The sequence below is a fragment of the Paenibacillus sp. J22R160 genome (assembly GCF_059692135.1).
This window is the reverse complement of the sequence record NZ_JCAUAU010000014.1, coordinates 51,417-75,914: the sequence shown is the minus strand read 5'-3', so window position 1 is coordinate 75,914 and position 24,498 is coordinate 51,417. Positions and strand designations below refer to the sequence as shown.

At 36.3% G+C, this 24,498-nt stretch carries 20 protein-coding genes and 1 pseudogene; 2 read left to right on the top strand and 19 right to left on the bottom strand.

From position 1 onward, the window contains the following. Positions 1-50: 50 nt before the first annotated feature. Positions 51-218, top strand: a complete 168-nt coding sequence (locus tag AC58UW_RS23315) for a hypothetical protein (protein WP_497422984.1) — start codon at positions 51-53, stop codon at positions 216-218. Between the two features lie 12 nt (positions 219-230). Here the strand turns inward: AC58UW_RS23315 and AC58UW_RS23310 are convergent, their stop codons facing one another. From AC58UW_RS23310 to AC58UW_RS23255, 12 genes are all read right to left on the bottom strand, one after another. Beyond that, positions 231-1,358 carry an aminotransferase class I/II-fold pyridoxal phosphate-dependent enzyme gene (locus AC58UW_RS23310; RefSeq protein ID WP_497422983.1) on the bottom strand — a complete coding sequence of 376 codons (1,128 nt, stop codon included), beginning with the start codon at positions 1,356-1,358 and terminating at the stop codon, positions 231-233. A 101-nt stretch (positions 1,359-1,459) separates the two neighbouring features. Further along, positions 1,460-2,098, bottom strand: coding sequence for an acetyltransferase (locus tag AC58UW_RS23305; RefSeq protein ID WP_497422982.1), 639 nt, complete (start codon positions 2,096-2,098; stop codon positions 1,460-1,462). Positions 2,099-2,113: 15 nt separating this feature from the next. Continuing rightward, a complete protein-coding gene (locus AC58UW_RS23300; RefSeq protein WP_497422981.1) occupies positions 2,114-2,710 on the bottom strand; it encodes a sugar transferase in 597 nt (198 codons plus the stop codon). Between the two features lie 37 nt (positions 2,711-2,747). Further along, positions 2,748-2,888 (bottom strand): YwzD family small protein, encoded by a 141-nt coding sequence (locus tag AC58UW_RS23295; RefSeq protein ID WP_497422980.1) that lies wholly within the window; start codon positions 2,886-2,888, stop codon positions 2,748-2,750. A 13-nt stretch (positions 2,889-2,901) separates the two neighbouring features. Next, on the bottom strand, positions 2,902-3,939 hold the full coding sequence (gene galE, locus AC58UW_RS23290; protein ID WP_497422979.1) for a UDP-glucose 4-epimerase GalE: 1,038 nt from the start codon (positions 3,937-3,939) through the stop codon (positions 2,902-2,904). Positions 3,940-3,941: 2 nt separating this feature from the next. Next, entirely contained in the window at positions 3,942-5,030 is a 1,089-nt protein-coding gene (locus AC58UW_RS23285) for an EpsG family protein (RefSeq protein WP_497422978.1), read from the bottom strand. 20 nt (positions 5,031-5,050) lie between these two features. Further along, positions 5,051-5,935 carry a glycosyltransferase family 2 protein gene (locus tag AC58UW_RS23280; protein ID WP_497422977.1) on the bottom strand — a complete coding sequence of 295 codons (885 nt, stop codon included), beginning with the start codon at positions 5,933-5,935 and terminating at the stop codon, positions 5,051-5,053. Positions 5,936-5,940: 5 nt separating this feature from the next. Beyond that, positions 5,941-7,050, bottom strand: coding sequence for a glycosyltransferase family 1 protein (locus AC58UW_RS23275; RefSeq protein ID WP_497422976.1), 1,110 nt, complete (start codon positions 7,048-7,050; stop codon positions 5,941-5,943). After that, positions 7,035-8,189 carry a glycosyltransferase family 4 protein gene (locus tag AC58UW_RS23270; RefSeq protein WP_497422975.1) on the bottom strand — a complete coding sequence of 385 codons (1,155 nt, stop codon included), beginning with the start codon at positions 8,187-8,189 and terminating at the stop codon, positions 7,035-7,037. The genes AC58UW_RS23275 and AC58UW_RS23270 overlap by 16 nt, the downstream gene beginning before the upstream one ends. 9 nt (positions 8,190-8,198) lie before the next feature. After that, positions 8,199-9,074 (bottom strand): UTP--glucose-1-phosphate uridylyltransferase GalU, encoded by an 876-nt coding sequence (galU, locus tag AC58UW_RS23265; protein ID WP_497422974.1) that lies wholly within the window; start codon positions 9,072-9,074, stop codon positions 8,199-8,201. Positions 9,075-9,090: 16 nt separating this feature from the next. After that, positions 9,091-10,920 (bottom strand): polysaccharide biosynthesis protein, encoded by a 1,830-nt coding sequence (locus AC58UW_RS23260; protein ID WP_497422973.1) that lies wholly within the window; start codon positions 10,918-10,920, stop codon positions 9,091-9,093. A 786-nt stretch (positions 10,921-11,706) separates the two neighbouring features. Beyond that, positions 11,707-12,933 (bottom strand): acyltransferase family protein, encoded by a 1,227-nt coding sequence (locus AC58UW_RS23255; RefSeq protein ID WP_497422972.1) that lies wholly within the window; start codon positions 12,931-12,933, stop codon positions 11,707-11,709. Positions 12,934-13,275: 342 nt separating this feature from the next. Here AC58UW_RS23255 and AC58UW_RS23250 point away from each other — a divergent pair. Next, a pseudogene (locus AC58UW_RS23250) lies at positions 13,276-14,396 on the top strand (IS256 family transposase); the annotation flags it as partial. 138 nt (positions 14,397-14,534) lie between these two features. Here AC58UW_RS23250 and AC58UW_RS23245 read toward each other — a convergent pair. From AC58UW_RS23245 to AC58UW_RS23215, 7 genes are all read right to left on the bottom strand, one after another. Then, the gene (locus AC58UW_RS23245) at positions 14,535-16,955 is read right to left on the bottom strand and encodes a right-handed parallel beta-helix repeat-containing protein (RefSeq protein ID WP_497422971.1); all 2,421 of its coding nucleotides are present in this window, start codon (positions 16,953-16,955) and stop codon (positions 14,535-14,537) included. A gap of 69 nt (positions 16,956-17,024) precedes the next feature. After that, positions 17,025-18,266, bottom strand: coding sequence for an acyltransferase family protein (locus tag AC58UW_RS23240; protein ID WP_497423070.1), 1,242 nt, complete (start codon positions 18,264-18,266; stop codon positions 17,025-17,027). 68 nt (positions 18,267-18,334) lie between these two features. Then, positions 18,335-19,558, bottom strand: a complete 1,224-nt coding sequence (locus AC58UW_RS23235; RefSeq protein ID WP_497422970.1) for an acyltransferase family protein — start codon at positions 19,556-19,558, stop codon at positions 18,335-18,337. Positions 19,559-19,617: 59 nt separating this feature from the next. Continuing rightward, the gene (locus AC58UW_RS23230) at positions 19,618-21,162 is read right to left on the bottom strand and encodes a lipopolysaccharide biosynthesis protein (protein WP_497422969.1); all 1,545 of its coding nucleotides are present in this window, start codon (positions 21,160-21,162) and stop codon (positions 19,618-19,620) included. Further along, entirely contained in the window at positions 21,143-22,354 is a 1,212-nt protein-coding gene (locus tag AC58UW_RS23225) for a polysaccharide pyruvyl transferase family protein (protein WP_497422968.1), read from the bottom strand. The genes AC58UW_RS23230 and AC58UW_RS23225 overlap by 20 nt, the downstream gene beginning before the upstream one ends. 3 nt (positions 22,355-22,357) lie before the next feature. After that, positions 22,358-23,458 (bottom strand): glycosyltransferase, encoded by a 1,101-nt coding sequence (locus AC58UW_RS23220; protein WP_497422967.1) that lies wholly within the window; start codon positions 23,456-23,458, stop codon positions 22,358-22,360. Then, positions 23,455-24,498, bottom strand: coding sequence for a glycosyltransferase family 2 protein (locus AC58UW_RS23215; RefSeq protein ID WP_497422966.1), 1,044 nt, complete (start codon positions 24,496-24,498; stop codon positions 23,455-23,457). Before AC58UW_RS23215 ends, AC58UW_RS23220 begins: the two co-directional genes overlap by 4 nt.

Here is a 24,498-nt window from a genome sequence, read left to right as displayed (position 1 = left end):
ATACATGATCCGATTCCCACATAAGTTTTTACAAAGGGAGGGATTATGTCATGTATTCACTTTCGACGAGTGTATGGAAAAAGGCGCAACGTACTTACCATAAGGTCTTGCATGTATACAATTCTATACTCTATAGAGACTGCCTTGACATGGAAATGAAAGAAGCTTTGTTTGAAAAGATGCAGCATCACAAACAGAAGATGAATGAAGGCGCTTAAACATACGCAGTATTAAACACTAATGCTTTTGGCCTTAATCAATGATTCCTTGATGCATGCGATAACCCGCATCTGCTCGTCTTCCGACATGTTAGATCCGGATGGCAGACAAAGTCCCTTTTTAAACAATAGCTCGGAAATAGTCTCGTTGTCACTATGAGGGTAAAACTTGACCCCTTCGAATAAAGGCTGCATATGAAGCGGTTTCCAAACGGGACGGGCTTCGATATTTTGTTCGGCCAATGCTCCCAATAAACCCTCAACGGATACACCTGCTTCATTCTCGTCCAATGTTAACGTTGTAAGCCAACGATTCGAACGCGTATTAGGCAGCTCAGGCATAAATTCGATTCCTGGAACATGCGACAGCTCTTGAACATACTTTTTGAAGATCGCTCTTCTAGCGCTAACTCTCTCTTCCAGCACCTCTAGCTGAGCTCTTCCGATCCCAGCGAGCACATTGCTCATCCGATAATTATAGCCAATCTGGCTATGTTGATAGTGTGCCGCATAGTCGCGTGCTTGGGTTGCCAGGAAACGAGCTTTATTCAGCTCCTCGCCTTCATTGGATACCAGCATGCCTCCGCCTGAAGTCGAAATAATCTTATTGCCATTAAAGGAGTAGATGCCAAACTTACCGAATGACCCGCTAGCTCTCCCTTTATAAGTGGAGCCTAACGATTCAGCCGCATCCTCAATAATGGGAATATTAAAATTTTGACAAATCGTCATGATCTCGTCCATCTTCGCACTTTGACCATATAGATTAACAACGATGATCGCTTTAGGCAACTTTTTCTCCTGGGCGGCATCATACAAAGCATGTTCTAACGCTTGAGGGGACATGTTCCATGTTTCAGGTTCCGAATCAATAAACACGGGCGCAGCTCCCAAATACACAATCGGATTAGCACTCGCGACAAATGTGAGGCTTGAACAAAAGACCGTATCCCCTGCTTTAACATCTAGCAGTCGCAGAGCCAAATGAATGGCCGCCGTTCCGGAACTGACCGCAGCCGCGTCATTTACCCCAACGTAGGAGGCAAGCTCTTTCTCAAATGCATCAACATGAGGGCCCAGCGGAGCGATCCAATTGGTATCGAAAGCATCTTGAATATACGTCATCTCATTCCCGCTCATGTGCGGGGGGGAAAGATATATTCTTTTTTTATTCGTGAACACGGGTTACGCCACTTCCTTTACATAGGTTCTAGGGACAAAAAAAGCGCCCTTAGGCGCTGTTAGGCAAACTTCCGGCTGCTGATAATTTTTGCTGGGGTTCCTACCGCTGTACTACTCGTCGGAATATCACTAATTACTGTGGCACCTGCTCCGATAATTGCCCATTCTCCAATGCTTTTCCCAGGAATTACGGTAGCTCCCGCACCTACCATTGTCCCTTCTTTTACAATTACTGCGCCAGTAAGTGTAGCTTTAGGAGCTATGTGGACATAGTCACCAATGTTATTATCATGTTCAACGATTGCACCTGAGTTAATAATCACATGATCGCCAACGACTGTATCAGCACTGACAATGGTGTTAGCCATTATAACCGTCCCATTACCTATAGAAGCGCTCGAGCTGACAATCGCTGAATTATGAATGAGTGAAATATAGCTTTCCTTGGCTAGGCCAAGCTTCATCACAATCGACTTTCGAACCTCGTTATTCCCGATCGCAATCACAAATTTGAGATGGTTCATTCGATTCAATAAAAGATGTGCGGAAGAGGTCGGACCTATGTATACCTCATTAATTAGAGTTAACTCATCATACTTGTCATCCAAAATGGCTATGATTTTCGTATCACTCTTTGAATGAATCAAATCCCTAATGACCTTACTATGGCCACCCTCACCAATAACGACTAAATCCATCCTGTACCAAACCCTTCATGATAGATTTGATCCGGAGAATTTCTCCATGGTCACATGATTGCCGTGGCTAATCCCATCCGACTTGATCACTTTAACAAAAGTTAAAGCTAGAATTTTGAAATCGAGAAGGATGCTTTGATTTTCCACATACCATACATCAAGCCTGAACTTTTCTTCCCATGAGATTGCATTCCTACCGTTGACTTGAGCCCATCCCGTAATTCCAGGACGTACTTGATGGCGTTTGGCTTGCTCTTCCGTGTATAGTGTCAAATAATCCATTAACAGCGGCCTTGGCCCTACTAAACTTAAGTCTCCTTTAATGACATTTACCAATTGGAGTAATTCATCAAGGCTGTATTTTCGGAGGAATTCCCCAAAAGAAGTTAATCTTATTGAGTCAGGTAATAAATTCCCTCCGTTGTCCCTTGCATCCGTCATGGTTCGGAATTTATAAATATTAATAGGTTTGCTGTGCAATCCAGGCCTTAACTGCGTAAAGATAATTGGAGATCCTAGCTTTACTCTAACCAAAATAGCGACAATTCCGATAACCGGTGAAAAAAGTAATAACAAAGGAATTGAGATTAGTAAATCACAGAATCGCTTCATAGATGATCATGCTCCTAAAATCTTAATGTGTTATTACCTACCTTAACGCCGAAATGATCTGTTGTTTTATTTCTTCTACTAATTCTTTGGCACTCATATGTTCCTCTTCGTTACCTATTTTGTAAGCATTAAGAATGATCTCTTTCAACTGTTGTTGGGTTAACTCGGAAATATCCATCATTAGACCTCTTTTAAAATATTTCTAGTGCCTTCTCTTCTACACGATAACCGTTTGGGTTATTTGACTGCCACCGCCATGCGTCTATGCACATCTCTTCAATTCCTTTTTCAGCAACCCAACCCAGTTCACGCTCTGCCTTGGACGCGTCGGCGTAACAAATGCCAATGTCGCCTGGTCTCCGATTCGTTATCCTATACGGAATTTGTTTTCCAGTCACTCGTTCGAAGGCTGACACCATTTCCAAGACGCTGTATCCTCGTCCAGATCCAAGATTGTAGGCTTCTATTCCAGTAGTTGCTATAACTTTCTCCAACGCCTTCAGGTGTCCCCAAGCCAGATCGACCACATGAATATAGTCCCTTACCCCCGTACCATCCAAGGTAGGGTAGTCATCACCATATACGCGTAGTTCCGTCAACCTCCCCACCGCCACTTGAGAAATGAAAGGCATTAAATTGTTAGGCGTACCATTCGGATCCTCTCCGATTAGTCCGCTATGATGGGCACCAATCGGATTAAAATAACGCAAAAGAGCAATGCTCCAATCGTTGTTTGATCGGTATAGATCATTCAAAATTTCTTCAACCATTAGTTTAGTTCGGCCATAGGGATTGGTTGCGCTTAGCGGTAAGTTCTCAGAGATAGGAACATGGTCTTGAAATCCATATACGGTTGCTGATGAACTGAATACGACTTTATTCACCCCGTACTTCCTCATAACCTCACATAATATGAGTGTTCCAGTAATGTTATTCTGGTAATAAAAAAGAGGAATCTCAACGGATTCCCCAACTGCTTTAAGCCCTGCAAAATGAATGACAGCTTCAATTTGATGTTGTGCGAAGACATTGTCCAGTTCCTTTTGATCTAAGAGGTCAACTTTATAGAATTTGAAGTCTTTTCCCGTTAGTTCTCTTACTCGTCTTAAGGATTCCAGACTGCTATTGCTTAAGTTATCAACAACGACAATTTCATAGCCTGCATTCAGTAATTCAACGCAAGTATGACTTCCGATATAGCCGGCACCACCGGTTATGAGTATTGGCATCTTTAACCTCCTATAGTTAAAAATTTCAAGTAATCACTTCGATAAATGATGTTTAAAGTAATTACGTTCTCATAGTAAAAATAAATCAAGTAAAGTCCTAGAATTGCGTAATAAATGATTTTTCGCTCTCTTTTTACAAATAAACTGATTACCCATGACATAAGAATGACATTATATAATCCAAAGTAGATGGTAAATCTTGCAAAAATCCAATTTTGGGTAGCAACTGCCATTACAATAAAATTCATTAATGACATATTGACTACGTAGTCACCGTTGGGAAATATCTCTCTTAGTTTATTTCTTCCCAGGTAAGCGAAAATCAATGGAACCGCTCCGACGGCCACCCTAATGATGTTGGCTCCACCTTCTTGGAAATCTTTATACTCACCATAATGGGTATCAGCGATAGCACTGAATATTGCATCCGAGATGACGCTGTATCCTAAAATCAATAACACTGCCAGAGCTAGGAGTACGATTGTGGAGGATGTCCAAGCCTTTCTTCTGACAATGAAGTAAATAGGTATAAGAATTAGAGCACTGCCATGAAACAACGAAGCAAACGCTACTACGAGAAAATACTTCTTCCAGCTTCCTTCAAATAAATATTTGGTAGCAGCAAATACAATAGCTGAAGCAAGAAATTGTCTAACCCCGTTCATGGAAACAACATAAAGTCCGGAAGTTATAAAGAGGAATATGCTCAGTTCAAATAACTTGGAATACTTGTATAACACGTAAACAATAAGGACGTTAGTAACTAAGGCAGTCAAAAATATCAATACCTGGGGATTTTCGGTATATGACTTTAAAATCATTTGTAAGATCCCAAAGCCAATATCTTTCTCAGCTTTGACCTGATCCCATGTAAAATTATTAATAGTGTAAGCATGCATATAAAAGAAGGTATCTCCAATATTATTGCGGAGCCCAGCTACTACTACAAATGTTGCCATAACGATAGCTGTCAACCATTTATTAGGCTTCATCGATATAGCCCCAGCGCCAATTGCCACAGGTTTGGCCAAATGCCTTGAAAAATAGGAAGCGATATACACGACAATCAGATTAACCCATAGAATGGCCATTTTTGATTTCCTTTCAAGTACTATGTGACACTCGTTTTTCTGATTACATACCAATAAAGCATGACTCCAAGCGGGATAGCGAGAAGCGTGAGCAATTTCGCAGGTGTTTCTTTCATGAAATTACGATTGCCAGAAGTCAGGCTGCTAGACACATAATGGATAGACTGCCTGAATTTAAAGAATGAGCTAGCAAATGGCAACTTCATAAGCTCCTTACGATAAAAGGCGAAACCTTTAGGGTTCTTTCGGTATTGCTTCAGCATGTTCATAGAGGAGCCATCAGGTAAATACTCCACGCAGCAAAGCACTTCATTAATAAGGAGCAATTCATACTGCTCGTCTAACTTATAGTACTTATAAGCTAAGCCGACATACTTTTCATTTTCGAAAATGGGATAAGGATACTTCCTTGTAAGTTCTGTTCGATAAACCAGTTTCTTATCCCCGGTTACACGATGTTTACTGTATAGCCCAAAAAGCGTTGAACTCTTGATATTCTCGGGAAGCTTCGTGCCAATAATGCGACCATCTGTAAAAGAATCAAGCCCAACGATTCCACTTACTTTCTCATTACCGTGTAATTCCCAATAAGTATATATTTTTTCTACAGCATGATCGGTCATATAATCGTCGGAATCAATACATACGTTTAACTCTGTATCGATCAGCTTGTAAGCTGTATTATGAGCGCCATGCATGCCTTGATTGTCCTGGCGGTGATAACGAATCTGGATCACATTCTCAGCTATCCATCCAGCAACTAATTGTTCCGTATTGTCCGTCGAACCATCGTCTATGATCAACCAAACGAAATCTCTGGACGTTTGCCGTTTAAGGCTCTCGTAACAAACAGGAAGACAATAAGCTCTATTATATGTAGGTGTAAAAACAGTTAACCTCTTCAAACTTTTCACCTCACCACCGATAAATAAAAACCTTCTGCCCATTCTGCTGTATTTTTTATATCGTATTCAAAACTTTTAAAGATTCCAGAAAACACAAGTCGACTTGCATCCCTCTCGATAATACTCTTTATTTTATTAACCCAAATTTCTTTATTATTTAATGGTAAAAAGTCAACTAACTGCATTCCCACATCAACCTCTCGTGGAATTACGTTAGAAAGTATACAAGGTAATCCAGCAACCTGTGCTTCAATTGCAGCGATCCCGAAGCCTTCATGCCAGGATGGAAATACGAACAAATCAAAGGCCTGAAGTAAATACGTAATGTCACTTCTCACTCCAAGGAACTTTACCTTATCCTGTAAATGTAAAACTTCTACTTTCTTTTCAATCTCTGCACGCAATGGTCCATCTCCTGCTAAGATAAGGACAGCATTCGGCCTCTCGTGGTGCAACTGCGCGAAGATATCAATAAGAAACGAATGATTTTTCTGATGGGCAAACCTTCCAACATGCCCTAAGACATAACTATCTGAAGGAAGCTCTAGCTCTTGTCTGACTTGCTCTCTAATCGCAGGAGAAAATGCATACTTTTCACTCTCAATCCCGTTTTTTAAAATCAACGCCTTATTCACTTTGTTAGCAAATAACCATTTTGCCGCTTTATTGGAGCATGCCACAAAGTGAGTTGCACAGGATGTTATGAATGTTCCTGCGACCCACTTATATGCTCTGGCTGCAACTCCGCCTTCACTACTTGTATTATGACTGTGCGCAATCCGTACCGCTGTTCCAGCTTTCTTTGCGGCCCTTAGGACAAATCCACTCATTTTGTCCATGTGGGCATGAACAATTTTGTAATTGGGATGTGTCTTAAAGAAATGCTCCAAAGCATGCACATATTTGGCATGACCAATATCCGACACATAGGGAATTCGATGAATAGTTCCACCCATTTCTTCGATTTCAGTATCAAAGACTCCCGGTTTACAGGTCAGAAAATCAAACTGAACCTTTGAACGATCGATGTTACGATACAAATTCATGAGGAGGGTCTCAGCTCCACCTCGATTCATATTGACAACTACATGTAAAATTCTTATTGGATCGCCCATATGACATCCACCTTTTCGTCCATGTATAAAGTATAGATATTTCTTTTCTCATTTAACACGGTATGGATTGCATATTTTGTCTCAACAATCTCTCTGCCGAGATTGCCTAGCTTTGATCGAAGATCCTTATTCTGAGCTAACTGTTTGATCTTCGTTGCCATTGCTTCATAATCATTAGGCTCTATAATCCAGCCATTAATATCATTTTGAACCAGTTCTCTATGTCCTCTATTGCTGCTAGCAATTACTGGAAGGGCACACGCCATAGCCTCCATCATATTGACTGGCAATCCTTCACGCAGACTCGATGCAACAGCGACATCACAGATTGGCAATAAGAGGTGAATATCATCTCGATACCCTAGAAAATCAACTTGATTTTGCACGCCTAACTCTCTAGCAAGATTGCTGCACTGCTCTTTTAGCGGCCCTTCACCTGCAAGCAATAGTTTGACATTCGGGACATCTTTTTTAATCAGTGCTAATGCTTGAATGAGCATTTGCTGATTCTTGTTCTGGTTAAACTCTGCGGCATATAAAAGGAGGATGTCCTCAGAGCTGTAACCAGCTTTTACTTTTAACTCATACTTATGTATGTCTTTTACAGGATGAAATCGAACTGTATCTACGCCTACACCATGTACATGCTCTGTTCGGCCTGCTCTGAATCGGCGGTCAACTGCCAATTGATAGTCTTCCTTATTTATAGTTATCAGGCAATCTGTCAAATAAGAAAGAATTTTCTCAAGCGGGTAATAGACCATCCAGTTTATAAAGGAAGCGCCCTTACAAAAGTGAAACCCATGCGCGGTATAGATAACTTTCGTTCCATTCTTGCGTGCTTCCCGCGCTGCTAAACGCGCGAGTACACCGCCCATTGGCGTATGGCAGTGAATGATATCATACTTATTCTCATCAATAATTGCCTTCAACTCGCCGTAGGCTTTTACATTTTTAAATTTAAACGGTGATCTTTGAATTGCGATGTTAAACTTTGCGTCAACGTAAGGAAGGTCCATCTCACCATTAGCGGCAACATGGACCTCCCACCCCTGCTCCTTAAACCATTTCATGTAAGGCAAGTGAAATGCTTTAAAATGATAATCAACAGTGGCACATAATAGGATTTTTTTAGACATCTGTATCCCCTACTTAATTAATTCTTTCTCAAGAGTTGACGAAAGATATTTGAGTAATTCGAATCTTAAATCTTCACGTTGCAAGGCGTAATTGATCGTCGTTTGTATAAATCCCAACTTCTCACCAACATCGAATCGTTCACCATCAAATTCGTAAGCATAGACCGATTCGAGAGCATTTAACTCCTCAATAGCATCTGTAAGCTGTATTTCCCCTCCAGCGCCTGGCTTCTGATCATTAAGAATATCAAAAATTCTTGACGTCAGAATATAGCGGCCCATGATGGCAAGGTTAGACGGAGCCTCTTCTTTCTTCGGCTTCTCAACCAAATGATTGATGCTAAATAACTGCTTTTCAATTTGCCTGCCATCGACAATGCCATACCTGGATACTTCATCATCAGCTACATGCTTGACACCAATGATGGAAGAATGGCGATACTCATACTGTTCCATCATCTGCTTCAAACAAGGCTTATCCGCACGAACAATGTCATCCCCCAACAAAACAGCGAACGGTTCGTCTCCTATGAATTTTCGTGCACACCAGATAGCATGCCCGAGCCCTCTAGGCTCCTTTTGGCGGATATAATGAATATCTACTTTGGATGACTTCTGAACTTCCGATAATAAGTCAAACTTTTGTTTTTCAAATAAATTTTGTTCAAGCTCAAAGGAATTGTCAAAATGATCCTCAATAGCCCTTTTCCCCTTACCCGTCACAATAATGATATCTTCAATCCCCGATTCCACAGCTTCTTCTACGATATACTGAATGGTTGGCTTGTCGACAATGGGAAGCATTTCTTTCGGCATGGCCTTCGTTGCAGGCAGGAATCTTGTACCCAAACCAGCTGCTGGAATAATGGCTTTACGTACCTTCATTGATTCAAAACTCCTTTTAAACGATTGAAATTAATTTTTTTGGAATTGGAATGACATGACTATTGGCGAGATTTAGTAACTGAGTCCTTAAATTTTCTTTATCTAATGTCATATAGGTGGATATCATTTCTTTTATTTCTTCCATGTACAGTTCTGATGTTTTCCCAATATAAATCTTAGGATAAACCTGTTTTTCATTAATCTCATCGCTATTTAATAGCTCTTCAAAAAGCTTTTCACCAGGCCTCATACCGGTGAATTCAATCCCTATTTCTTCTAGCGAGTTTCCTGAAAGCTTGATCAGATTTTTAGCCAAATCAACAATCTTTACGGGTTCTCCCATATCAAGGACGAATATTTCCCCGCCTCTGGCTAAGGCACCTGCTTGAATGACTAATCTGGAGGCTTCTGGAATCGTCATAAAGTAGCGGATCATATCGGGATGAGTAACAGAAACGGGACCACCTTTTACAATTTGCTGTTTAAAACGAGGAATGACGCTGCCACGACTCCCTAACACATTGCCGAAACGCACAGCCACGAACTTCGTGCTACTGTTTCGATCCATATCCTGAATAATCATTTCGGCCATTCTTTTGGTGGCTCCCATGACGCTTGTTGGATTAACAGCTTTATCCGTGGAGATCATGACAAACGTATCTACCGCACTTTGACTTGCCGCTATAGCTACATTCATCGTACCTATCACATTGTTTTTAAATGCCTCTTCAGGATTTCTTTCCATTAAAGGCACATGCTTATGAGCAGCGGCGTGATAGACGACGTCCGGATGATATTTGTTCATGATCGACATCATCTTCTTAACATCTTGGATATCAGCGATTTCCGTAATGAACTCAATGGATGTAGACTCGTAGGAATCCTTTAACTCCATTTCAATTGAATAAATACTGTTTTCACCATGACCTAATAGAATTAGCTTCTGAGGAGTAAACTTGGAGATCTGACGACAAATTTCAGATCCAATCGACCCACCAGCACCAGTCACCAATACCACTTTATTCGTGATATATTCTGAAATACTTTCAATATCCAAATCGATTGGATCTCGGCCTAATAAATCTTCTACCTGTACATCCATAAAGTGATTAACCGAGAGTTTTCCTGATACTAGATCTTCTAACTTAGGGAGAGTTTGCGTTTTTGCTTTGGTCTTCGTGCATTCCTGGAAGATAAGGTTTAAGTCTTTTTTGCTCAGGGAAGGAATTGCAATGATGATGTTATCAATATTCAACTCATTAACCGCTCGTTCTATATGCTCAATTCCCCCAATTACAGGAATCCCCAAAATATCAAGATTATGAATTTTTACATTATCATCGATAAATCCTACAGGAAACATTTCAGTATCGTTATTTTTGACTAATTGTCTGACCACCATGGTTCCAGCTGACCCGGCACCCACAATCAGCGTTCTTTTCTTCACCACTGACTTCTTGATATATGTATTTCGAATGATCCGCCAGCAGAAACGAGAACCTCCAATGAGAAGCATATGCAGCATCCACGTCACCGCCAGTAAGCGAAAATAAATATCATGAATGATTAACTGCTGAACACAAGCAACAGCGATTATCGAATAGGTGATAGCTTTTACAATAAAAATCAGTTCCCCAATGCTCGCATGTTCCCAAGCTTTCTTATAAAGCTTATACACGAACGAAAATACATGATGACTAAGCAGCAAGGTAATTGAACTAACGACCAAGGGCAACGTGATAACGTTAAGATCTGCGCTTAATAAAAAACGGCTGAAGAAAATGGAAGTGAAAACAATAAAGGAGTCAATGAAGACTAATAAAGATAATCTTTGCCGATACGACAAATGCATGCACCCTCTCACTAAAGTTCTTAAGTATAAGGCCTTTGTAAAAAGACCATATAATTAAATCCTTTAATCCATTTTTAGGGGGCATCTAACCCCGCCTCGCACCACACTTTTGACGACTCGCGTCTAAGGTCGATTCAACCCACAGCATGGCCGAGTGCCTCCGTTGATAACGGTTAGGAGGCATCACCGGAATAAGTTTTATCTTAGCTACTTGTGTGACATCTGATCTAATGCACTTCATAAATATTTCATATAAAGAACGAAAATGTTTTAATTTCTAAAAAAAACTTTATAGAGAACGCTTATCAACTAATTAAGTTCTTTATAAAGAACTTATTTGGAGAATTCCACACTTTTAACCGATTACCCTTTCTCTTAGCTCAATTGTAGTTCTTTATAAAGAACGTGTCAACGAAAAATATTCTGAGCCCAACTATTATTACTTTGGTCCGGAACTTTTTCAAGTAATGCATATAATACTTGAAAAAGTGATAATTACTAACCTGGATGATGCTAACTTAACAACTACTTTCCGTCGAGATATTACGTGCTTACTACGATAACCCTATTAACCCTATATTAAAAAAATGGCTGTGAACGTTCAGTTAAGTTAACGTTCATTAGGAACAGTTCCGCTTCAACTAATAAAATTAAAACAAAATAGACGAATCTCAGTGAATTCGCCTAATCAATCTTTAAATTATATTCGCTTAGTTTTCCCAATAACATTGATGGTTTCTCGACTAACGTATACACGATACTCGAAGCTTGAAGATTTCCTTATTTAGATAGATTGTTTTCCATTTTCATCACTTTTGCTTTTCTATTACTATGATTAAATCTCTCTAAACCATTCATTATTATAGTTCTTACGACATTAGTTCGCACTTCAGTTATTCTTGAAAATAGGAAAGCGATTGTGCACATTAAGGCTACGATCAATATTTCAATTAATACAGATAATAAGTTAGGTTGTAATCCGTTAAAGCCATTTTTAGCTGCCCAGTAATAAACAAGATTAATAATGGGATAATGAATTAAGTAAAGACTAAATGAAAAACTGGCTACCAACTTTGAGGTTTTTTCAAACCATTTATTTTTACTTTCAGTCTTCTTTGCTTTCTTTGTAGTACCATGCATAAATATGTAAATTAGAAGACCTAGGGATAGCCCTATGAAAAGATCTACAATAAATAAGTTATTTGTATGGTGTTCAACAAATAGTCTTCCGTTGTTTACCAGCGGTCTCATAACCATTGCCAAACAAACAAGCAAGAATGATATGGTCATAAAAAATTTATTCTTTGCTCTTGGAGTAGCTGGCAAAAGTAAAACAAGCATTCCCACCAACCATATTAAGAAATAATAACTCATCCGTTGCCCAATCAGGAGTATGATAGCTAGAGCAATGCATAGGTACACAACTTTCAATATTTTCTTCTGAATCAAAAGCAACAAGATAATAATAGGAAATAGCATATAATACCAAAACTCATAACCCAGACTCCATAATGGCCCGTTTGACCCATAACTACCGACATAAATATTTTGCAGATAAAACAGGTTCCCAAAAAATTCCTTAATATTGGTGTAGTTATCACTATATCTATTATAATCAAAAAAATGGCTAGCTAGCATATCGGTAATAAATGTTAAACATAAAGCGGGAATTAATACAACGTATAGTCTTGACAATCGATTCACAAGGTATGATTTCCAAGACCATTTATTATCAACGATTGATTTTAGAACTGTTCTCGATATAAACAATCCACTAAGAACAAAAAAAACTATAACTGATGGTCCTCCAAGTAAGTTAAGAAGATAAAGCAATTTAATTATTGCACTGGGATTCTGTAAATATCCATAACCTAAAAATAATCTTGATCCTAGATGCTCCATCAGTACTAGAATCGCAGCTACTCCTCGCACGAAATCCAAATAAATAGATACTTTTCCATTTATTAAGTCATTAGCCTTTAAGAAATTATTATACATTCTACTCATAACTTCACCTCTGCAATTTGAGTTCTATATTAAGAATAATTTTAAAGATTATTAATGTTTTTTATAACCTTCATCCATCATATTAGTTCTTTATAAAGAACACGTCAATATGTATTTATTACTAATTAACCAAAACACTTAACTTTTGTGGTTTTATATTACATGGTTTCTACTCCTGAATTACGAAAGTAAAATCTCCTAAACATAGCAAAAAAGTTCCCGATCCCTTGGTATAATGGAATTTTGCGAAGACTACATTATCCTAAGAAGGAGCACCCTTTAGGTGAAGTCTATCACATCTACAACTAAAATAAAGACCGAGTTTTCTCTCCAAAACGCAACCTCTCAGATCTATTTGAAAATCTTGTCACTCAATTTGTTCAAGAACATTTGGAAACAATCATGAAAGCCGAAATCAAAAGCTTCATGGAAAACAACGAGAGTCCACGCAATTACAAACGCACTTTGCATACCAAGATCGGTCACATTGAGAACCCTCAGGTTCCACGAGACCGTCATGGCGAGTTTCAAACACAAGTGTTTCAACCCTACCAACGACGGGACGGTTGGCTGGAAGAGGCCGTTATTCAGATGTACAAAAGCGGTATGGGCACGCGTGACGTGGCCCGTTTTATTGAAAGTATGTTTGGCAGCCATTACTCTCCGACTACGGTTAGCAACATTACAGCTACGGTGCTAGAGGATATTCAGCAGTGGCAGATGAAGCCGCTTAAAAAACGCTATTCGGTCATTTATCTCGATGGCTTGTACGTCAAACTCAAGCGCAATACCGTAAGTGGTGAAGTCATCTATTTTGCCATGGGCATCGACGAAGATGGATATCGCCAGATTCTCGGCTTTTATGTTGGTGGTCAAGAGAGCTCCAATGGGTGGCGAGAAGTCCTAAAAGACCTGTACAAACGCGGCGCACAAGAGGTTCTACTAGGCGTGTTTGACGGCTTTCCAGGGCTTGAAGATGCATTCCTAGAAGTCTATCCAAAAGCCGATGTGCAGCATTGTATTGTCCATAAAGTCCGCTCTACATTTCCGAAAATTCGTGTACAGGATCGAACAGACTTCATTAATGATCTGAAAACCATTTACTCTGCATTGGATCATGATCTTGCCAAGGCAGCATTCGATACGGTAAGGCGAAGTGGGGCAAACAATATCCAAAAGAAATAAAGTCTTGGGAGAACCAATTGCCCACGCTCTTAACCTTTTACAAATATCCGATGCTGATAAAAGATGCGATCTACACATCAAACCCTATCGAGCTCATGAACAAAGAGTTTCGAAAAAGGTTAAAACCAATGAACAGCCTAACAAACATCGATGCAGCTGAAAAAATAGTGTACCTAGAGTCAATCGAGTATAACGAAAGGTTTGCTAACCGTGTCATTCGCGGCTTTGGTGAATTTCAAGTGAAGTTGAAGTTGACCCAATTATTTGAAGAGCGATAACATCCCATAGTAGAAGACATGTTCCAATTCGGTTTAGCGCCTACGCTTTTCACTAATCATAGGCGCCCTACTCGACAAATATTTCATATTAAGAATTTCAAGTCCCCGCTTATCCTTTAGTTTATCTCTCCTTAATGATTATCCTAGTATATTTCCGAAAGGTTTAAATACCGCTAGATTCCCAATTTCTTTCCATGTAATATTGTTATCAACAACAATTGCACCTGAAGTTAGAGGAAGTACAGGTGCAGATACACCTGATGTACCATTGTTTTGTGCTTCATATACATGACCACTTGAATTTATTCGGTTACCTATTAGATAACTTTTTGAAGCTACCCATCCCTGATCATTAGCAAACCCTGCTATAACACAGATCCACCCTTCAAAGCTATTCGGACTGGGGTTTAATTTATATGTTTTCTGAGCTAAATTAAAAAAACCAAAATTCGGTTCTTTATTCATGTAACTATAAGGGTCAGTTATTCCACTGATTATATTGTTTAATAGTGTTTCTTTACCACTAAGCTTTAAGGTAAGATTATTTAATAGTACATTATTGCGTAATATAACCAGTGCTGAATAAGTACTTGTGCTAGAAGTATCTATCCCAATTCTACTGTTCGAAGCCGATAATATATTGTCTTCCATAACAATTAGCTTTCCAGTGAATGTATTTTTGATATTAATCATTTGATTTGAGTACTTACAATTTTCATAAATAAATCTATTTCCTCGAAGAAGTACTTCCCCAGTTACATTATCAATATTAACGCTAACCCCATCAGATTGTCTGATTCGACAATTAGTAAGCCTAAACGCTGAAGCCTCAGTAACATTAAATAAATTTACATATCCATTATTCCAAGTCAAATTTGTGAATTCGCAATCTATAAAGTTAAATTCTCCATTTTTACCGCTATTCGTTCCTATAGTACCTGACTCAATAAACTTACATCCTACGTAATTACCTGGTGGAAAAGCAGGTGTTTTCGTATTCAGATAAGTAATATTTTCAAATATCCAACCTCCCTGTACATTGCTCTGCACAGCGTTCACATAAGAAACATCAGTTCCCTCAAAAATACAATTAGAAAGCTTTTGTGGTTGTTGGTCTAAGTTTAGTGTACTGATAAAGTTATTAAATGTGTTAAGTTTCTCAATGTCATTTAAAAAGTTGCAGTTTTCTATGCTAACTTTATATGGTGACTTTACAGCAACTGATACAATACTGTTTTGAAATATGCAATTACTTACAAGAATTTCTCTCCCACTTCCTGAAAGTCCTAAATTTGATGCATTTATTTGATTGTTAGTAAATATAACTTCTCCGGCAATCATTACTCCGGCCTTCCTGAATGTATTATGAGAAATAATTGCCTTATTCACCGGTTCGTTAATAGCCATTGATGCATATTTCCCGACAGCCTCAATCCTATTTCTAGTGATGTGAATATACTTTCCACTAGTAACAACAATATCATATCCAACATTGTTATGAAAATTATTACCTTCTATAAAAAAATACTGATTCCGATTATACCCATCCTCAATGTCTATTCCTCCTTGAGGGTCCGTTCCTGTTGACTGAGTGGTTCCACCAATATGGTGAATTTTATTATCACGGATATATTGGTGTTTTCCTTGTAGGCTTAAGCCCTGTCTCCTGCAATGATGTAAGTTACATTTTTCCACGTATATATGCTCAGGAATTTCGTCAGTTCTTAGATTTATTGTGCAATTTGTTGCTGAAGGTAAACTACTTTGATGTAGAACAATTTTTGCATAATTTGCTCCAGAAGGGACTTCCACTTCATCAAAAAACTGTATATTCGTTTTTGAAGAATTAAACGTGTCATCTTTATTAAAGAAAATAAGATCGTAGAAATCTGCCGTGACTCCGCTCCCCAAAGCTCCATAACCGTTGCCGTATAATCCAAAATAACCCCATTTGGCAATTAATGAGTTGGACATATTGATCTTAAAATTAGACCTAATTCTATTGTTAGAAATGGTTAATGTACCTGTAGTTGTACTTATCCCCCCCTGTTCAAAAGTACCTCCAAAATTCTCAAAAATAAGTCCAAATGTAGTTCCTGTAGTAATAGCATCGCCTGTGCAATTTAATATTTCCAAATTATCTAGTGTAATAAATTTAGTGTTACCATATACGTATACACCCGCACCAAATTCATGAGTGCCTCCGCTTGAGTAATTGTGTTTATCACGATCTCCTTGAATAATTCCATTGGTTATACGCGAGAATCGTTGATTCAAATCAAATTTTATAATAGCATATCCCTGCACCCCATTAGGTCTCACCATGAAAGTTGCCCCATTTAAGTTTAAGGTCATAAAACTTTGTGGTTTCACAGAACTTCTTTCATCAATTAAATAAGTACCTTGCATAAACACAACTTCCGTATATCCTTGTTGGGAGGCCCAGATCAAAGCATTATTAATACCTAAGGTGGTATTTTCAGCATCTGTTGCATTATTCTTTATTCCCCATCTGTTCATTTCTGTACTATCTACCAAATAACTTCCACTAGTAGCCAATAGAATCTCTCCCTTCTGTTTTGTACTTCATACTATGCAAGAAGAGAGAGCGTGGATTGGGTTAATAAATTAGAAAATGCGAGTTATTTCTTCCTCATCATTTTTTTTTACTAGAGAATTAGATTTTACTTTTAATAAGTTGCTCATAAATCTTGTTTTCTTCACTTCAGTATTTGACATAGCCTTATTTTTTGTTAAAAATCCCCCGAATTTAATCGTTGGTATCTCGACTAGGTAATACATTAATCCGGCAATTGCATAACATGCTATAAAACTAATTATTAAAATTGCCCCAATGGGGATTTTGCTGTATAGGGTATTAATTAAAGTCAATAACACTGGCATATGAAAGAGATATAGACTGTAAGATGTCTTTCCAATAAAGTGAATCGGCTTATAAAGTAATACATTTTTTATAGTTTTTGAACTGATGATAGATACAATAAAAAGTAAACCACCAATGGAAATCATATAATCATTAATAATTGAAAAGTGTACTATGAAATATTTCGGAAAAAACCAAAATGAATATGTGTACGATAGGATGCCAACAATTATCAATATTACCTTTAAAACTTTAGATAATTTAAAATACTGGGCACTTAGATATTCTCTGTGCTTAGCTAGCAATGCCCCGAAAATAAAAAATGAAATATAATGTAACGTTAATAGATAAGAAGTATCAAATTTTGTGAAATTTATATTATAGAAATTGATTCCCGAATACCAAATTAAAAAATATAAAACAGAACAAGCTACTCCAATTATCACGCATTTCTTCCAGTTTAAATTCATAACAATAACCATTAATATTGGAAAGATAATTGAAATTCTCATTTCATGCACTAGTGACCATATCACAGGGTTTATCGTGTAACTTGGAAATGTCCCTAACATAATAAAATGATTTAGCAACTGTTTGAGTGATAAAGGAGTATTCCATGTGCCGTTGAACCATTTACTGAGCTCAGGTATTCCGCCGCGGTTAAAAAAATGCATTAGGAACATAGATATTAACACCGATACAATATATGGAATATATATTCTGCATACCCGCCTAATAAGAAAGTATCTATACTTTGGTTCTTTTTTATTAAGATAAGGAAAAGATAGAACAAATCCACTCAAAATGAAAAACAGGATTACTGATTCGTGACCTCCCCAAAACAAATGTAGTGGGGTATTCGATAACTTTTCAATGATGAAAATGCTAGGTAAAACAAGTATTAGATGAGAAATAACAACTGAGGAAGCAGCTAATCCCCGCAATGAATCCAACTCATCAAGCCGATTTCTGATAAAGCTCACCACCAATCATTTATTCCACCACATGAGTATACATTTACAATAATTAATAGGAACAACTTCATTTCTTTCTGTCACTTAGATCTCAATGGATGTTTGGATGACTTTATTATTCTTGCTCTATTCACGTTTAGAGCATGTACTTTTTGTAACCATAACGATATTCTTTTACCTAAGCTCATTGATGGTAATTCTAGCAACTTGTATAATATCCAGGCAACCGGAATAGACACTATAGGAACTGCTATCAAAGATAAATTGATCGAAATTATTTTGCTTAGATATATACTCACAATCATTAAAACGGGTATATGTATCAGATAAAGACTATAGGAAATTCTACCAAGAAAAACTAAGAACTTCATTGTTAAAAACCTTTCTAATCTTTTTGAGCTTAAAACTAAACTAAATAATATAAGAATACCAATGCAAGAAAAAAAGTCTATCAGCGTTGCATTTTTATAACTAAAAATTGAAAAAGTCCATTTATTATTAATAAGTAATAATGAAATTAATAATAGAACATATTTCCAAATAAAATTAAGGGAAATAACATAAGAAATTATTCCTTTCCTATATTTCGCAAATATCGCTCCAAAGATAAAAAATGTTGTGTAGTATATACTTTCTCTACAAGAGTAAATAAACGATGAGTATAAACCGTCTGTTGCTAGATTCGACCAGAGACTAAAGAGTATAAACATAAACATGGTAATCCCCAAAGAAATCAGTAACCCTTTTATCCAATTAAATCTTGAGATAATCATCATTAAAAACGGAAAAATTAATGATATTCTCATTTCATGAAAAAGAGTCCACACTACACCATTTACATTTGTTATGTCGTAATTAATCATTAGTATATAAGCAACAATCGCTTTTAAAGTAACTGGATGATTCCATCTATTATTATAAGCTTCACTCATTGTTCCTATTTGCTCAAAATTAGAAACCATCAACATTACACCTATAGAAATAAACATAACCACGATATAAGGGACATATATTCGGAAAAACCTCTTTATAACATAAGTCAAATAGGAAGGGGCTTTATTATTCAAAAACGGAAGAGATAATACAAAACCGCTTAAAATAAAAAATAATAGTACAGCTTCATTTCCTGCCCAAAAGGTGTGCAAAGGACTAATCGAAAAAAACTTAACCATAACATTCGAATATTGATCTTTATAATTAGCTAGATAAAAAATTGGAATAGAAATCAAACAATGAAAAAAAACTACTATTATTGAAGCTATTCCCCTTAACGAGTCCAAGGAATCAATACGATTATTATTCATGAATTTCTCCCCCCACTATAATAAATATAATAAAAACGAGGACCTTTTAGGTAACTCGTTCATGAAGAAGCCATAGTCGCTCGTCGCTTTGCTCGTTTGGCCAGTTGTTTAATTGGAGCTATTAATAAATCTTTTTCATATGTATTCATTCCGATGAGATACATTAACGTTAAATAAGCAACTGAGAAGATAGTTATCTTTACAAACAATGGCAATACTCCTGTAGCTATAATTAGCAAATTAACAAGAACACCAATGCCTGCACTTAATGCTATCGGTATACTCATTTTGAGTATCTCACCCCAGAACTTCGGAATATTTAATTTCACTTTTTTATGATAGTAAATATTAATTATTATTATGTTTCCAATAATCATTGAAGCTGCTGTTCCAAATGCACAACCAATTCCGCCATACTTTTGAGCAAGAGGAATGCTTACAGCGAAATTACCTAAGGCAATAAAGAAGTAAACAATAGATCTAAAACGGTGCATGTTCTTTGCTTGGAGTACAGTTAAACCAAAGTTTTGTATTAATGGTATTGTAAAGGGTGTTATTAAAATTAATGCAATATAGTAAGATTGCACATACTCAGGACCAGCCCATAATACAATAAATTCTTTACCGAATAAAATAAAGCCAAATAAAACGAGTCCTAAAATAATATATTGTATTCTGCCAATTTTAATAAATAAATCTGAGAGCTCGTTCCCATCCGTTTGTTTGGTGACTATAGCAGTTGCTCTTGGTAAAAACATACCAGATATGGCTGTAGAAAATTGCATATAGTACATATTAATTTGTGATCCAATTGCATATATTGAAACCATAGTGGTTCCAGAATAAATACCCAAGATGAACTGACCCGTTGTCCAATATATTTTATCTACTATGATTGCCATAAAAATAAAGAAGGAGTATATGGATATCTCTTTTAATAATGGAAAATCAATTTTCTTAAAATGCACTTTAATCTTCAAAATTTTATAACAATAATAAACGTTTACCCATAGAAATAAAACATTTATTACTGTATTGGCAATGACCATTCCCATTGATTTCTGCCCCATATAGAGTACAGTTAAAATAACAATTGGATTAAGAATTGTTCTTAATATTCCTATTACTTTGGGAAACACAAATTTCTCGTATGAAACGATAATAGATCCAAAAATAGAAAACGGAAAATTTATAGCTAAGTTAAATATTAATATTATAAACATTAGCTTGAAATTTTCTAGTTCAGTCCCGGATAAACTTCGACCAAATAAACTATCCGAATATTGATAAACAATAAAACCAATTGCTACAGTAAGTATGCAGATAATACTATTTATCAACAAAAACATGCCATTTACATCATATTCTTTTTCTTTATCCCCTAGTGCTCTGTATTTAGATATATATCTAATACTCGCATTCCCAAAGCCTAAATCAACTAAACCAAGAGTCGCAATTATTGATCCTACAAGTGAATAGAGACCATATTCTGCTTGACCCAACATTCTTAACATTATCGGTGTGTATATAATTCCAACAATGTTACTTAAAAAAATAGATACGTATGATAAAATTGCGCCAAATTTATATTGACTGCTTTTCATATTTCACCTTTTCAATAAAGAACTTTTTAATCTCGTTCCCTGCTGCGTGTGCTGCTGCTTTATAATTCGGCATAAAGTTCGATAAATGATTTCTTAAATCCACTTCATTTTTATGAACATATTCGTAAGCATTGATTAGGGCATCTTCACTATCTAATTCTTGAACAGAAATAACCATATTCTCCTCTGATCCAAATATATCTCGCGCTAGCCCTCTGGACTTAACAGAATACCCCAATACAAGGGTTGGCACGAAGGTCGAATATGCCGCTATGGTTGAATGTGTTCTGGCCCCTATGAACAATCGGCAATTAGAAATTAAATATTTCAGTTGCATGCAATTGTAATTCTGTTTTATTAATAAAACTCTATCCCCACCATTAAATTGTTTATAGATTTCTTCCAATACTTCTAAATCGTAATTATGATTCCAAAAAACATGTGGTATTAGAGCTATTTGCATATTTGTAGTCTCGATAATGTGACGAATTAAATTAGTGTATAATCTAATAACATCATTTTTTGGTAATTTAGACTTAAATATGTAAGGGCTTAAATTAATCCCGATAGTGTTCCCCTTTTTAAACCCAACTGGTAAATTAATTTCCTCACACTCAAGTTGAAATGCAGGATCGGGATACAACTTAGTGTTATTGATTACACCTTTTTGTAACAATGAATTATAAGTTATACTTTCTCTTGCGATAATTAAGTCATAACTCTTTAGATCTTCTAGCATTTCTTCATCCATGTTACCTTCTTCTAATGAACATCCCCATAATACTGTTTTCGCATTTCTCTTTTTCGCTTCTTTGTGACTTATATACAGCCATTTCGAATCCGTATAACAGTAGTTATCTCCACCTACCGATATAGCTATCGTGTTATTATCAAATAACTTGTATAGCTTTTTTTGTCCTAAGGTAATATATTTTTCAACACTTCCGAATAGCCTGTTGTTAACACTGGCGATAATATGATCAAGAGAGTTCTTTTCAACATAATTAGAATATTCTATTACATCATCAAATCCAGAAATATTTACTGAAACATCTTCTTCTCTATTTAGTGAACCAAGATAAAATCGATTTTCACCACAGGTTTCACCGATAATTTTTCGAGTCCCCCTTACAATCGCTTCACAACCTCGATTTCCACTTCCTCCATGACTATACAATACGATCTTCTTCATAACCTACGCTCCCTCGAAGAGATTTTCTATTTGCGAATTGATTCTGTTAATATCATATTTTTTAAAGAAGCTTGGATTTACCTTTTTATATCCCATATATAAGTCTCTATTTTCCATCATTTCCTCGATACCAAGTCTTATCGATTCCTGATTATTATCTACCAATAGACCATATTTCCCTTGCTCTAAAATTTCTTCTGGCCCCCCACATTTTGTTGCTACTACCGGCACGCCTAATGCAAGTGCTTCAGCAATAACTAGACCAAACGATTCAGTTCGAGAACAGCATACTAATAACGAGGAATTACGGATATAGGGGTAGGGATTGAGTTTGTAACCTAGCAGCTTAATATACTCTTCTGCATTGGCAGAAACTATTTTTTCATAGATTTCTTTATGCTTATAACCTTCTCCAATAATAATCAGTTCCATTTTTTGATGTTTCTGGTGTAAAGAAATTACACTCTCCACCAACAAATCAACTTGTTTTTCTTCAGATAGTCTTCCGACGTAACATATTCTAAAAATATTTTCATTAACATCTAATTCGTCTTGTATTTGATTTGACAATGCAATTATTTTATTATAGTCAATCGGATTATATATAACGTTAGCCTTAAGTCCGTTATATTTTCGATACCCATCTGCAATAAATTTTGAGACAGTAATAATTTTATCAAACTTCTGAAATGCTTGATTCAAAGCGGAAAACGTTCTGAAGAATGGCAGATTGAAGTCGTAATTATAAGGGTCATTATGAAACCAGCATATTTTTTTCGTATTCAGACTAGCTCCAGATATAATCTTCGTTGGATAACCCTCTTGAAAAGATATTTCTACATCATATGAATGATTAATAAAAATCCTATGCAATATCTTTGATGGTAAATATATTAATATTCTATCCAGGCCCTTAAATTTTTTGCTGAATAAACTTCTATACTTGACATGCCCAGGCAACTTACTTTTTATTTCGGCGTTTGTTTCACCTGTCATGACGGTAATCTCGTATTTCGATCTATCCAATATATGAACGAGATCTATTAATACTTTTTCGATCCCTCCAAACACTTCACTTTTGGTTACAAATAATATTTTCTTCATACGTTTCTCCTTAATTTACTTGAAACCATTAGGAAGTAATAACTAAAACAGTATTGAAGTGTATTTTGCGATCTAATTGCTCTTATTATTGTCTTGGGATAATTCCTAAATATAGATTTGTCTTTAGCCATAAAAGAGCTCACTTCTTTATTCTTCAGCACCTTGCTCATGTTTATTAATCTGTTAAAAAGATTGCGATCATCTCTGGGTATGAAGTTCTCATCAATACAAAATCTAATTAATTCAACATATCGCCTATCTAGCGTGTCCCTGACAGCATTTGTATAAAAGTCTTCCTGAATACAAAAGTCTTTTAATTTATTGGATAAATTATTTAAAATATCAAACTTATCATTTCTAAACTTATATGTGAGCGTATTGTTTGAATGAATTAAATAAAAATATTTAGCTTCTGATAATATATAAATGCAATTGCTATGTTTTAATACATTTAATACGAATAATGTATCTTCACCTAAACTAATATTCTTATCAAATCTAATATTGTTTTCACATAGAACACTTTTACTTATTAACTTTGCATAACAATAATTAATGTAAGACGAATCAATCAGATCACTCATAATGTTTTTAAGTTCTGGCTTCATATACAATCCATTTTTATTACATTTCATCTGCTTTAATAACGTTATTTCATTTCCTGATAGCTTCATTTGCTGAATTCCACTGATAACAAGGTCTACCTTGTTATCCCTTGTAATATTAATCATGCTAGAGATATATGTCTTGTCAACATAATCGTCTGAATCAACAAATTGAATAAAATCGCCTTTACTTTGTTCTATTCCATAATTTCGAGCATTTGAAACTCCACTATTAATTAGATGAAAAACCCGAATTTTATCACTCTTTGTTTGGTAAGCGTTACATATTTCCCCACTACTATCTGTAGAACCGTCATTAATTAGTAATACTTCATAATTGAAGTAATCTTGACTTAACAAAGATTCAATGCATTTCGTAATATGTTGTTCAACATTGTAAACAGGGACTATTATACTTACTAAAGGAGTCGTCAT